The following is a 12,160-nucleotide window of genomic DNA, read 5'->3' as shown; positions in this document are numbered from 1 at the left end:
TCCAAAATATCCTGGTGTCAAAATGTGTCAATCTCCTTTTTTGGAGATAAAATACGTAAGGTTACGTACGAAATCTACTCCCCCAGGTTTTGGATAAATTTTTCAATTTCGATATCTGAGGAGATATTCATCTTTTTACGAATTCGACGGCGCATCGATTTCACAGAATCTGAAGAAACATTACGAATTGTCATGATTTCTTTTATAGAAAGATTTAGTCGAAGTAAGGCACACACTTCTCGTTCTCCGCTAGTAAGTTCTGGATACAATTTCTGTAATTTCTCATCAAAACTCTTGTTGATATAATTGATCTTTTCTTGCAGTCCCGATAGTTTATTTTCGGTATCTATTTGAAGCTTCAACTGTGTGGTTAAAGAAGTTAAAGTCTTTTGTATGTTTTCGGGTTTTGCACCTATTACTTCGGTTTTGATTTTATCTAAAAGTTCTTCTTTAAAAGCTAACCGCATACTATTGTCGGCAATCAATCGCTTTATATTTTCTTCTTTGATATTAATTTCCTGGTCCAAAATTTTCTTTTCGGCGTCGTGCGTAGCTTGAGCAATTTTAGCGCGTTGCACATAGTTCCGTCGCATAAGAACACCTATTATCGTACCTCCGATAAGAGTAACAAATACTAAAACCAGATATAATTTCTTTTTACTAGCTTCTGATTTGGCTACCAGCTCCACTTCTCTTTTTTCTTGCAGAAATTGAAGGCTATCTGCCTGTTTCTCTTTTTCAAATTGATAGTTCAATTCAAGAGCCTGCATTTTTTTGGCATTCTGGATATTAAAAATAGTATCATTGTACTTTTTATACTTTCGGTAGTTTTCATGAGCTTCCTTATAATTACCCATCTTGGCATATACAAAACTCTTCCGCCTGAAAGAAACTGAAACTCTTTCTGTAAAACCCTCATCTAAACCAACCTGCAAAGAAGAATCGGTATATTTAATAGCTTTTTCCCATTGTTTTATTTTTATATAATCACTTGCGAGATTATAGTATTCTACACAAATTGAAAGTTGCTTTCCTATCCTTTTGTAGTAATTCAAATTAGCCAACTTCAAAGCAATCGACCGATCATATTGTTTTTGCATACTATACAATACAGCTAGATTTCCATATACTCCATGTAAATCTTCTTTGCTATTGATCAAGGTAAAATACTCCTTTGCCTTTTGATAACAGATCAATGCAGAATCTAGTTGTTTATTCTGTCGATAAGAAACCCCCAGCATATTGTACCCAGCTCCCATTCCAAAAGTATCTTTTACCTTTTCTTTGAGCAGTATCGCTTTTTTGTAATTTTCAATTGCCTTGCGGTGTTCCTTTTGATATCGATATACGAGTGCCATATTATGATATACATCTGCAGATTTGGAAGAATCTTTCATTTTCTCGTAGTATCGCAAAGCATCTACATAATAGGCAATTGCTGTTGGATAATCGGCTTTTCTTCGATTCACAACTCCCAATTGCACATAAAAAGCAGCTCTGAAGTGATATAATTCACTTTGCGTTTTACCATTTACCAGAGATAAGCCTTTAATAAAATGACTTTCTGCCTGACTGAAATCTCTTTTTAATTGATATTCTCCTAATTGCAATAGTGCCTTTGCTTTGGTGGTATCTTCTGAAGCTAACTCTACTTGTTTTTGAAGACCCACAAGCGTCGTATCAGCGTCCTGAGCTACAAGAGATATAGAAAATAAAAAAATGAGGGGTATATACATTTTCATAACTACAAAATTACCTAATAATATAATAAATAAAACCACCCAACGATGTGGGTGGTTTTGAGATGTAAACAAATCTACTATGGCCCCTTCTGCCATAGTATGGGATATAAATGATGATTATGGTATTATTTAATCACCATTTTCTTGGTATCAATTTTTGTTCCTCCAACATATAGAGTGAAGAAATAAGTTCCTTGAGCCAACCCTTCGCTGGTAATATTTAGTTCTCCTTCTCCAGTTTGAGTTAAGGCAACCTTCGAAAATACCTGTCCTGTCATTGTACTAAATACGATAGAGGCATTTACCGTTCCTTCTGGCAAGTAATATCGTATCCTAGATGTTTCATTGAATGGATTCGGAATATTTTGATACAATACAGGAATATTTGATCTGGTTGTTGGGTTTTGAACTCCGGTCGTATTTTGTTCCAATGCCTCTATACGAGCAATTAATTCGTCTATTACAGTTTGTTGAGCCTTATTTTCTGCTATTAAATCTTCAACTTCTTGTTGAGTATTTACAAGTTCGTTCTCCAAAGAAGCCACTATAGGATTGAGATTTACAGTTACAGCACTACCATTTTCAATTTCTATGGTAAGTTCACTACCGTTTAAGACAGCACTTGTTAAATTTTGATTATCGGTTCCTGTACCATCTTTTAGCGAGGATAAATCAATACTATTACCTCCAGAAATGCTTAAATCTGTATGGGTAAGGGTTAAAGTTTGCGCATCGGTATTGTCTAAATAGGCCGATAGATCAATAGTATTGGTCCCGCCAGAAATACGCAAGGTATTTGTAGCTAAAGAAAGTTCTTGGCTATCGGTATTATCTAAATAATCTGAAAGATCTACAGAAGTAGCATCGTTACTCAAAGTTAATACATTACCAGAAAGGTCAAGATCTTGTGCATCGGTATTATCTAAATAGCCAGAAAGATCTACAGAAGTAGCATCGTTACTTAAAGTTAATACATTACCAGAAAGATCAAGGTCCTGTGCATCAGTATTATCTAAGTACCCCGATAGATCTATAGTATTGGTCCCTCCAGAAATACTAAGCTCATCACTGGTTAAGGATAATTCTTGGGCATCGGTATTGTCTAAATAACTTGAAAGATCTACAGTCTTTACTGCTTCTCCATCTCTTTCTAACGATAACTCCAGTGTATTTCCATCGAGTTCAAAAACGTCTATCGTTTGATCATCTGTATTGTCTAAGTACTTTGAGAGGTCGACCGTGGTCGCATCATTAGTTAGACTAAGTGTATTGCTCGAAAGTTCCAAATCTTGAGCATCGGTATCGGTAACCCATGCTGTGCCATTCCATAAATATAATTTGTTTTCCTCATTGTCATAGACCATCATTCCATTTTCGTTGGCATCCAAACTTGCACCAAAGGTAGTACGTTGATCTGTAGTCATTCTATTGATCAAAAGTCCTTTATCGGAAGCATTTAGATGCAAAGAAGCATCAGAGTTAATGTTCGGAAATGTGTTCCCACTAAATCCAATACCTACATTACCATCTTCTCCTAGTGCCATGGTGTTACTAGGCGTATTGGGCTCAATCTTGAAAGGTAGTTTACTCCCATTTGTAACATCTCTAATAAAAAAGTTAGTTTCGTTTCCAGCTACATCCCATAACTGTGTACCATACCCTCCACCACTTTGTGCTAAGCGCATAGTGGGTGTATCTCCATCGGCTATGTATAACTCTATATTTCCTGGGTTATTAGTTCCTATACCAATATTTCCATTATCTGCCATGTAAAACGCATTATTAGGAGCGCCAGCATCTATTCTAAACGGTTTCTTACCTCCGGTTGCATCATCTATTGAGAAATAATTATCTCCTCCATTACTGCTATCATTAAACGTAAATCGCCAGTCATTCCCTGGGAAAGAAGCACTTGAAGAAGTATCTTCAAAATACATCCTGAGGTTGTCCTCACTCATTACAAAAGTGTCAAACCCGAAACTATATCCATTTGAAGCATTGCCCCCAATTTGCAAGGAACCTTTTGCAATTACATCACCATTAAAAAATTGATTTTGTGCAAACATTGACGAAGTGGAAACACAGAATATTAAAAAAGTAAAGGGTAGTTGTTTTTTCATTTATTAAGGGGTTTTTCAGAAAACTTATTTACGCGGCAAAACTAAATATCTACCCTAGATGATGATATAGGTAACCCTACGTATTTATGTATGTACCAAAACCCAATGAAAACAGGAAAATCTTAAATTTTTCAAAAATTATAAGAACATCTCTCGTTATTATATCCGAAGCTTGTATATTAAGTATTTTTGCATCTTAACAACACCGATAATGAAGATTCTCCACCTCGATACAAATCACCCTTTACTCATTAATCAACTTAAAGAAGTAGGCTTTCAAAATGACGAAGATTACACTTCATCTAAGATCGAAATTGAAAGTAAGATTGACCAATATGATGGTATTATAATTCGTAGTCGCTTTGCAATAGACAAGGTGTTTTTGGACAAAGCTAAGAACCTAAAGTTTATAGGTCGAGTTGGAGCAGGATTAGAAAATATAGATATCGAATATGCTTCTCAACAAGGGATCGAACTATTTAATGCTCCCGAAGGAAATCGTAATGCCGTAGGTGAGCATGCGCTGGGAATGATTTTATCATTATTTAACAAGTTAAATCAAGCTCATAACAGTGTTATTGATGGAAAATGGTTACGCGAAGCCCATCGCGGACTTGAGCTAGACGGAAAAACAGTGGGAATTATTGGCTACGGAAACATGGGGCGGGCTTTTGCTCGAAAACTAAGAGGGTTTACCGTTGAAGTAATTTGTTATGACATTCTCGAAGATGTTGAAAATAGTGATGCTACTCAAGTTGAACTCGATGAGTTTTTCGAAAAAACCGATATTCTAAGTCTGCATACTCCAGAGACTCCCAAAACGATAGGGATGGTCAATAAAGAGTTCATCAACAAGTTTAAAAAACCATTCTGGCTCATCAACACAGCCAGAGGAAAAAGTGTAGTCACTTCGGATCTTGTTGAAGCATTGCAAAACAAAAAAATTCTAGGTGCAGGACTAGACGTTTTGGAATATGAAAAATCATCTTTCGAAAATCTTTTTTCGAACACTACAACAATGCCCAAGGCTTTTCAAGAGCTTATGGGTATGAATAATGTATTGTTGACTCCCCATGTTGCAGGTTGGACAGTAGAGTCTAAAGAAAAATTGGCCCAGACTATTGTAGATAAAATTAAAGCTCAGTTTTGCTAAAAGATATATTCATAGCATTAGTCTCTAACTACACCAATGATCAGGTACATAGTACTGCTCTGTGGAAGGCTGTAGAAAAGCATCATTCTACCAAAAAGCGATATTATCACAACCTCACTCATTTAGATCATATTTATCAAAATCTAATACCAATAAAAGATCAAACCAAAGACTGGGACATCATGCTATTTGCATTGTTTTATCATGATTTTGTCTATAACATCCTTAAACAAAACAATGAAGAACAAAGCGCTGTAAAGGCAAGAAAGGTTTTAATCGAATTAAATCTAGATGAATCAAGAATTGCACATTGCCGGAAGATGATAGTAGCTACCAAAGGGCATCAGGTTTCAGAAAATAACGACATCAACTTATTTACTGATGCCGACCTGGCAATTTTAGGAAGTGACTGGAACAGCTATGAAACCTACTATAAAAACATCAGAAAAGAATATAAATATTACCCGTCGAAACTATATAATCCTGGTAGACTTAAAATGTTACATCACTTTCTTCATATGCCTCGTATTTTTAAAACTGAACATTTTTTTATGCAATATGAGGAAAATGCCAAATCTAATCTTCAGCAAGAAATCAATATCTTATCAAAATAAACAGAGTTTTTCTAAATTTATAGGGTGAGGAAAACGATATTCATTTTTGCAACTTTAATTATTGCTTTGCTTTTGTTATTTCAAATAAGCAAGTATAGTTTGTTTACTGGTAGTGCTTCTATAGAAATTGTAATTGCTGTTATCGCCATAGTTTTTTTTATTGTTGGTGCTATCATCAACAAAAGAGTAATACATCAGGGGCAGCAAACTTCTGCAGAGATCGATCTGCAAAAAATCGAAGAGTTAGGTCTAAGCAAAAGAGAATATGAGGTTTTATGTGAAATTGCCTCTGGATTGTCTAATAAAGAAATTGCAAATAAATTGTTCGTTTCAGAAAGTACCATAAAAACACATGTATCTAATGTTTTGGTAAAGTTAAATGCAAAACGTAGAACACAAGCCATACAAATCGCCAAAAAACTTCAAATTATTGAGCAATAACGGCTAAATCATACCAAAGTCGTATACAATTCATACTTTAGTATGAGTACTAATTATCGAGATAAATCTACTTTTGGATCAAACTTTTAAAGAGATGAAACCGACATGTTAAATATAATTATTAACACACAAGGAAATGATTATTTTTAACATCAAAGGTTACATGTGACCATTAAAAAACAATACAATAAACACATGAAAAACACAGTTATACGTTACGGAATTTACAGTGCAATTACTATTTGCGTTTTGGCACTAGCGGGCTGGTTTCTGGGAAAAAATTTAGATTATTCTATACAAGAAGTTATCGGGTATACCGGTATGGTGGTATCATTACTTTTTGTATTCTTCGGAATTAAGCATTTTAGAGACAAAGAAAATAATGGAACTGTTTCCTTCGGAAAAGCATTACTTATCGGAGTTTTGATTTCCCTTATAGCAGCTCTCGCATTTGGAATCCTGGATGTAATTTATATAAAATACATTAATCCAGATTTTATGACAGAGTACTATAGCCATTATGTAGAAGAACTTCGTCAAACACTATCTGAAGCTGACTTTAAGGTTGAATATGAAAAACTGGAAGCGCAAAAAGAAATGTTCTCCAATACATTTTTTAGCTTTTTGCTAATGGCAGCTACCGTATTTATTATAGGATTCATCATTTCACTTATCTCAGCATTAGTACTACAACGAAAACCAATTCAGAACTAATCAAAAAACATAGAACAATGCAATATAAAGCCAATACTCCAGATGAATACATCGCTGCGATCCCCGAAGAGCGGCAACCGATAATGACCGAATTAAGAAAGATCATTAAAAAAAATCTACCCGAAGGATTTTCTGAAGAGATAAGTTACGGTATGATCGGTTATGTAGTACCTCACAGTATGTACCCCGAAGGATATCATTGCGACCCTAAGTTACCACTTCCGTTTATGAACATTGCTTCACAAAAGAATTTTATTGCGGTATATCATAGCGGTATCTATGCCAAGAAAGAGCTTATGGACTGGTTTGTAGGTGAATATCCAAAACACATGAAAACGAAACTGGACATGGGTAAAAGCTGCATTCGTTTTAAAAAGATAGACCAAATTCCACTAGATCTTATAGGAGAATTGGCTGCCAAAATGAGCGTTCAAGAATGGATAGAGATCTATGAAACCAATGTAAAAAAGAAATAATGTTATGGATAAAAGAGTAACAGGACTAGGAGGGTTTTTCTTCAAAACCAAAGACCCAAAAGCAATTAAAGAATGGTATGGTAAACATCTCGGGCTACCGGTAGATGATTATGGTTGTACGTTTTGGTGGAAAGATAAAGAAGGGAACGATTGCTCTACCCAATGGAGTCCCTTTAAGGACGACACCACTTATTTTGCTCCAAGCAAAAAAGAATTTATGATGAACTTTCGGGTTGAAAATCTAATAGAACTGTTAGAGGTACTTAAAAAAGAAGGTGTTACTGTGGTAGGTGAAGTTGAGGAATATGAATATGGCAAATTTGGATGGATTATCGATCCTGAAGGAAATAAAATTGAACTTTGGGAACCCATAGATAAAGCTTTTTTATAGTCGAATCATTATTGGAAACATTTTTTTTGTATTTTTCATGAAGTTAATCAATTAATTAAACAACATGAGCGAAGAAAACAACAATCTAGGGGATGACCTTAAAAAAGGAGCAGAAGAAGCCGCAGAAACTGTAAAAGAAACGGCCAAAGAATTTGCTGAAGATGCCAAGGAGGTATTTAGTTCTAGTGAAAACAAAAAGATGCTTGCCGGAATTCTAGGAATCGTTTTAGGAAGTCTGGGAATTCACAAGTTTGTTCTAGGATATACCAAAGAAGGTGTAATTATGCTAATTTTAGGTTTATTAGGAATCTTTACCTGTGGTATTACTTCTTCAATTTCTTGGATCGTAGGAATCATAGAAGGTATCATGTACCTTACCAAATCGGATGAAGAGTTTTACCAAACCTATCAGGCGGGTAAAAAACCCTGGTTCTAAAAAGTTAAAAAAGTCAGAAAACTTACTTCTGACTTTTTATTAATTTATTATTATCGTAATATTGCGATATATAAATGAATAATGGGAATTACAAAATCACAAATATTCGATCAAAGACAAAATGAGCTGGCTCAATTTTTCAAAGTACTTGGGCATCCTGCAAGAATTGCTATTCTGCAACACATTAGCACTCAAAACTCTTGCATATGCAATGATCTTGTCGATGAAATTGGCCTGGCACAAGCTACTATTTCACAACATCTTAAAGAACTCAAAAGTATTGGTCTTTTAAAAGGAGAAATAGAAGGTAAAAGTATGTGCTATTGTATTGACCTTGATCGATGGAACGAGCTACAGGAATCCTTAAATTCATTTTTTAATAAAACAAAGCATAACTGTTGCTAACCAGCAACAACACTAAAAACAATAGATATGACGACATCAGAATTCATAACGTTATTGGCAGAACATCAAGGTAAATCTTTATTATTTGAATACGCACCAGGAATGTTGGTAGGCACCAATTACCACATCACCGAGGTAAAACATATCACCGTCGAATCTGTAGACTGTGGTGCACAAACCGACTCTTGGAAGGAGACCGTTATTCAGCTTTGGGAAAGCCCTATGGAGCTAGGTAAAGCAGACTATATGAGTGCTTATAAAGCTTTGGGTATCCTAAGAAAAGTAGGTAAGATGAAGTCGTATGAAATGGACGCTCCCGTTAAAATGGAATATGGAAATGCCATGTTTCATACAGCACAGCTACTTATCACAGGTTTTGTAGTAAAAGAAGGGCAACTTATTGTAAAACTTGGCGTTGAAGCTACAGATTGTAAGGCAAAAGAAACCTGCGGAGTGCCAGAAACTGCAGAAGCAAGTGTAGCGAATGCATGTGCCCCAGGAAGTGGGTGTTGCTAAATGAGTGCTCCCATAGAAATAGTATCTTTTTCTGAAAACGATTGGTCAGAAATCGCAGCCATTTATCAAGAAGGAATTGCTACAGGAATTGCCACTTTCGAAACCAAAGTTCCTAGTTGGCAGGACTGGGATGCATCTCATATAAAACCTTGTAGGTTTAAGGCCATGAAAGAGAATCAAGTCATGGGTTGGGCGGCCCTATCCCCTACTTCTAAACGAAAAGTGTATCAAGGCGTAGCAGAAGTTAGCATTTATATAACTTCAAAATTTAGAAATTTAGGAATCGGTAAATTACTTTTATCTCGATTAATAGACGAGAGTGAAGCGCAAGGATTCTGGACGTTACAAGCCGGTATTTTTCGCCAGAATAAAGCTAGTATAGCGTTGCACAAAGCTGTAGGATTTAGAGAAATTGGATATCGAGAAAAAGTAGGAAGACTAAATGGGGTCTGGCATGATAATACTATTTTAGAAAGACGAAGCAAATTAATTTTATAACCACAAAAACCATATTATGAATATTTTAGTGCTATGCACAGGTAATTCTTGCCGTAGTCAAATGGCCGAAGGCTATTTAAAACATTTTGCAGGCGGACATGCAACAATTTACAGTGCCGGTGTAGAAACCCATGGAGTTAACCCCAGAGCAATTGCCATTATGAAAGAAGATGGCATTGATATTTCGAATCATACATCAAATAACCTGGATGAATATCTTAACATCAAATTTGAGTATATACTTACTGTATGTGATAACGCAAAAGAAAGATGTCCTTTTTTTCCCGGTAAGGCAGAACGGTTACACTACAACTTTTTTGACCCATCAAAAGTAGAGGGGACTGAAGAAGAAATTCATGCGGCTTTTACCAAAACAAGGAACCAAATTAAAGAATATTGTAAGAATTTCGTTGAACAAAATGTGACTTCTTCAATTTCTTAAACATAAAAAAGGCTGTCTTCTAGAAGACAGCCTTTTGTAGTATTATAATCTGTATCAGCAATACTATCCTTGTTTTTGTATTTCTACAGAGTGTGGGTAAGGTATTTCAATACCAGCAGCATCTAGAGCTAATTTAGTATTCTCAAGAGTCGCGAAGTACACATCCCAGTAATGTTCAGGTTTACAAAATGGTCGTACCGCAAAATCTACAGAGCTCTCACCTAGGCCCTCTACATTTACCGAAGGAGCAGGTTCTTTCAATACTTTGTCATTGTCAGTTAACACTTTAAGAAGTACCTCTTTTGTCTTTTTAATATCTTCATCATACCCTACTCCTATCGTAAGATCTACACGCATTAATCCTTCGGCAGTATAATTTATAATATTTCCATTGGCCATAGTACCATTCGGTACGATAGCTAATTTATTTTGTGGGGTTGTTAATTTGGTAGTGAAAATTTCTATCTCCTTTACCACTCCCAATACTCCTTGCGCTTCAATAAGGTCTCCTATCTTGTATGGTTTAAAAATCATAATCAAAACTCCTCCAGCAAAATTTGCTAGTGAACCTTGTAATGCCATACCAATGGCCAAACCAGCCGCTGCTATAACTGCAGCAAATGTGGTTACATCTACTCCTAATCTTGATATTACTATGATAATCAAGAATATTTTAAGTGCCCACGATACAAGGTTTAATAAAAACTTTTGTAGGGATTCATCATATTTACTTTTGGCAAACACTTTGGTAAGTCCTTTGGTTATACGTTTGATCACCCAAGAACCAATGATATAAATGAGAATTGCTGTAATAATTTTTGGTCCAAACTCTTTGGCCAAATCAATACCATAATTCATCCATTCTTGTGCTTTTTCTATTCCTTGCTCTGCGTCTACTTGTAACATCGATAGTAACATTTGTGCGATTTTTAATATTAGTGTTTATGTTTAAAATTATAAATTCATTTGTAGATATGTATTATCTAAAAATCAACTTTTGTTTTCAAATTTAAATCCAGGTTGGATATAACCTTCAGGGACATTTTCGGGTGGTACAGTTAGCACATTCCCATCTCTTACCGCATGATAATGTGGGGATAAAATTTCTATACCCGCGGCATGAAGCTCATTTTTAATATTTTCATGAAGCATTGAATAAATCAATGCTGATTTTTCGGGATTTTTGGTATATACATTGATTTCATAATTCACATAGAAATCATCTAGATTTTTTACCAAAACAAAGGGTGTAGGCGTCTCAAGTATCATTTCGGTTTTCTTGGCACCTGCTATGAGTGCTTTTATAACGTCATTACTTGGCACATCGTATCCAATAGTAACAGAAGTATGCAAGATAATACCAACATCTTCGGCAGCATTTTTTGTGAAATTAATGATATGGTTTCCCAAAATAGAAGAATTTGGGATAGTTACATCCAGATTTTTAACCGTACGAATTCTAGTAACCAAAAGACTTCTTTCGGTTACATCGCCAATCGTATTTCCTATCTCTACTCGATCTCCAACCTTAAAGGGGCGCATATAGGTGATTACCACGCCTGCAACAATATTTGATATTGCCGATGTTGAACCCAGAGAGAACAGAACCCCAAAGAAAATAGACAACCCTTTGAATGCCGGAGAATCAGATCCAGGGATATAAGGAAATACTATAATAAGAGCAAATGCAATAATAAATACACGAAGTAAGTTGAATGTAGGTCGAGCCCAATCTGCATGAAAACCGTCTAGTCGTACAGCTTCTCGCTCCAGTTCGGCTGTTACATATTTTAAAAATTTCAACAAATATTTCGTCACAAAAAAGATGACCAGAATAAAAAACAGATTAGGAATAAACCCAACAAGCCCATCATATAAAAACAATAATGGCTTTTTGATGTAACCCAATACAATATCTGCATACTCTTTGGTTTGTGGCATTAGACTAAACAAGAAAGGGAGATAAAATACCAGGAAGGTAATTGTGATAGAGATACGCACTAACCTAAGTAAAAAAGTAAGAATATGTCGTTCTCGCCTTGGAGTGATAAATCTAAAAAACTGAGAAAACTTGGCACTGCCGAAAAAGATATTATACTCTAAGCGATTCACCTTGGTTTTTAACCAGGCAAACAACTTTTTCATTAAAAAAAGAAAGATCAAAATACCAACAAAGGCTATCCCAAAATAAACGTATTGCAGCACCATAAAT

At 35.3% G+C, this 12,160-nt stretch carries 15 protein-coding genes; 11 read left to right on the top strand and 4 right to left on the bottom strand.

All coding sequences use genetic code 11. The annotated features are described in order from the left end of the window. Positions 1 to 74 precede the first annotated feature (74 nt). Both M0D21_RS19625 and M0D21_RS19620 read right to left on the bottom strand, forming a co-directional pair. Positions 75 to 1,838, bottom strand: coding sequence for a tetratricopeptide repeat protein (locus M0D21_RS19625; protein ID WP_248332646.1), 1,764 nt, complete (start codon positions 1,836 to 1,838; stop codon positions 75 to 77). 29 nt (positions 1,839 to 1,867) lie between these two features. Continuing rightward, on the bottom strand, positions 1,868 to 3,862 hold the full coding sequence (locus M0D21_RS19620) for a T9SS type A sorting domain-containing protein (RefSeq protein ID WP_248332643.1): 1,995 nt from the start codon (positions 3,860 to 3,862) through the stop codon (positions 1,868 to 1,870). A gap of 211 nt (positions 3,863 to 4,073) precedes the next feature. On the opposite strand from M0D21_RS19620, the gene M0D21_RS19615 reads away from it, so the two are divergent. The 11 genes from M0D21_RS19615 (at position 4,074) to M0D21_RS19565 (ending at position 9,948) form a co-directional block, all read left to right on the top strand. Continuing rightward, entirely contained in the window at positions 4,074 to 5,015 is a 942-nt protein-coding gene (locus M0D21_RS19615; RefSeq protein ID WP_248332641.1) for a 2-hydroxyacid dehydrogenase, read from the top strand. Next, positions 5,009 to 5,629 (top strand): HD domain-containing protein, encoded by a 621-nt coding sequence (locus M0D21_RS19610; protein ID WP_248332639.1) that lies wholly within the window; start codon positions 5,009 to 5,011, stop codon positions 5,627 to 5,629. Before M0D21_RS19615 ends, M0D21_RS19610 begins: the two co-directional genes overlap by 7 nt. Before the next feature lie 24 nt (positions 5,630 to 5,653). Next, positions 5,654 to 6,070: a response regulator transcription factor gene (locus M0D21_RS23085; protein WP_317250717.1), complete on the top strand. Its 417-nt coding sequence runs from the start codon at positions 5,654 to 5,656 to the stop codon at positions 6,068 to 6,070. Positions 6,071 to 6,265: 195 nt separating this feature from the next. After that, positions 6,266 to 6,784: a DUF4199 domain-containing protein gene (locus tag M0D21_RS19600; RefSeq protein WP_248332637.1), complete on the top strand. Its 519-nt coding sequence runs from the start codon at positions 6,266 to 6,268 to the stop codon at positions 6,782 to 6,784. 17 nt (positions 6,785 to 6,801) lie between these two features. Continuing rightward, positions 6,802 to 7,260, top strand: a complete 459-nt coding sequence (locus M0D21_RS19595; RefSeq protein ID WP_248332636.1) for a DUF1801 domain-containing protein — start codon at positions 6,802 to 6,804, stop codon at positions 7,258 to 7,260. Positions 7,261 to 7,264: 4 nt separating this feature from the next. Further along, the gene (locus tag M0D21_RS19590) at positions 7,265 to 7,651 is read left to right on the top strand and encodes a VOC family protein (protein WP_248332634.1); all 387 of its coding nucleotides are present in this window, start codon (positions 7,265 to 7,267) and stop codon (positions 7,649 to 7,651) included. Between the two features lie 64 nt (positions 7,652 to 7,715). Next, complete coding sequence (locus M0D21_RS19585; RefSeq protein WP_248332632.1) at positions 7,716 to 8,087, top strand: TM2 domain-containing protein; 372 nt, start codon at positions 7,716 to 7,718, stop codon at positions 8,085 to 8,087. Positions 8,088 to 8,168: 81 nt separating this feature from the next. Next, positions 8,169 to 8,492 (top strand): ArsR/SmtB family transcription factor, encoded by a 324-nt coding sequence (locus M0D21_RS19580; protein WP_248332628.1) that lies wholly within the window; start codon positions 8,169 to 8,171, stop codon positions 8,490 to 8,492. Positions 8,493 to 8,519: 27 nt separating this feature from the next. Continuing rightward, positions 8,520 to 9,008: a DUF6428 family protein gene (locus M0D21_RS19575; RefSeq protein WP_248332627.1), complete on the top strand. Its 489-nt coding sequence runs from the start codon at positions 8,520 to 8,522 to the stop codon at positions 9,006 to 9,008. Then, complete coding sequence (locus tag M0D21_RS19570; protein WP_248332626.1) at positions 9,009 to 9,506, top strand: GNAT family N-acetyltransferase; 498 nt, start codon at positions 9,009 to 9,011, stop codon at positions 9,504 to 9,506. Between the two features lie 16 nt (positions 9,507 to 9,522). After that, entirely contained in the window at positions 9,523 to 9,948 is a 426-nt protein-coding gene (locus tag M0D21_RS19565) for an arsenate reductase ArsC (protein WP_262922145.1), read from the top strand. A gap of 63 nt (positions 9,949 to 10,011) precedes the next feature. Here M0D21_RS19565 and M0D21_RS19560 read toward each other — a convergent pair whose 3' ends face one another. Both M0D21_RS19560 and M0D21_RS19555 read right to left on the bottom strand, forming a co-directional pair. Further along, the gene (locus M0D21_RS19560) at positions 10,012 to 10,854 is read right to left on the bottom strand and encodes a mechanosensitive ion channel family protein (RefSeq protein WP_248332625.1); all 843 of its coding nucleotides are present in this window, start codon (positions 10,852 to 10,854) and stop codon (positions 10,012 to 10,014) included. 84 nt (positions 10,855 to 10,938) lie between these two features. Continuing rightward, a complete protein-coding gene (locus M0D21_RS19555; RefSeq protein WP_248332623.1) occupies positions 10,939 to 12,093 on the bottom strand; it encodes a mechanosensitive ion channel family protein in 1,155 nt (384 codons plus the stop codon). Positions 12,094 to 12,160: the final 67 nt, after the last annotated feature.

Origin of the sequence: Aquimarina acroporae (genome assembly GCF_023195925.1) — a bacterium.
GTDB classification, from domain to species: domain Bacteria; phylum Bacteroidota; class Bacteroidia; order Flavobacteriales; family Flavobacteriaceae; genus Aquimarina; species Aquimarina acroporae.
Note: the sequence above shows the minus strand (reverse complement) of the source record. Positions and strands in the feature narration are given on the sequence as shown.

What these genes read in the sequence shown, in the direction of transcription:
- M0D21_RS19580 (WP_248332628.1), top strand. Translation starts at nt 8,169, where the DNA reads ATGGGAATTACAAAATCACAAATATTCGATCAAAGACAAAATGAGCTG.
- M0D21_RS19585 (WP_248332632.1), top strand. Translation starts at nt 7,716, where the DNA reads ATGAGCGAAGAAAACAACAATCTAGGGGATGACCTTAAAAAAGGAGCA.
- M0D21_RS19555 (WP_248332623.1), bottom strand. Translation starts at nt 12,093, where the DNA reads ATGAAAAAGTTGTTTGCCTGGTTAAAAACCAAGGTGAATCGCTTAGAG.
- M0D21_RS19575 (WP_248332627.1), top strand. Translation starts at nt 8,520, where the DNA reads ATGACGACATCAGAATTCATAACGTTATTGGCAGAACATCAAGGTAAA.
- M0D21_RS19565 (WP_262922145.1), top strand. Translation starts at nt 9,523, where the DNA reads ATGAATATTTTAGTGCTATGCACAGGTAATTCTTGCCGTAGTCAAATG.
- M0D21_RS19590 (WP_248332634.1), top strand. Translation starts at nt 7,265, where the DNA reads ATGGATAAAAGAGTAACAGGACTAGGAGGGTTTTTCTTCAAAACCAAA.
- M0D21_RS19570 (WP_248332626.1), top strand. Translation starts at nt 9,009, where the DNA reads ATGAGTGCTCCCATAGAAATAGTATCTTTTTCTGAAAACGATTGGTCA.
- M0D21_RS19600 (WP_248332637.1), top strand. Translation starts at nt 6,266, where the DNA reads ATGAAAAACACAGTTATACGTTACGGAATTTACAGTGCAATTACTATT.
- M0D21_RS19620 (WP_248332643.1), bottom strand. Translation starts at nt 3,862, where the DNA reads ATGAAAAAACAACTACCCTTTACTTTTTTAATATTCTGTGTTTCCACT.
- M0D21_RS19595 (WP_248332636.1), top strand. Translation starts at nt 6,802, where the DNA reads ATGCAATATAAAGCCAATACTCCAGATGAATACATCGCTGCGATCCCC.
- M0D21_RS19560 (WP_248332625.1), bottom strand. Translation starts at nt 10,854, where the DNA reads ATGTTACAAGTAGACGCAGAGCAAGGAATAGAAAAAGCACAAGAATGG.
- M0D21_RS19625 (WP_248332646.1), bottom strand. Translation starts at nt 1,838, where the DNA reads ATGGCAGAAGGGGCCATAGTAGATTTGTTTACATCTCAAAACCACCCA.
- M0D21_RS19615 (WP_248332641.1), top strand. Translation starts at nt 4,074, where the DNA reads ATGAAGATTCTCCACCTCGATACAAATCACCCTTTACTCATTAATCAA.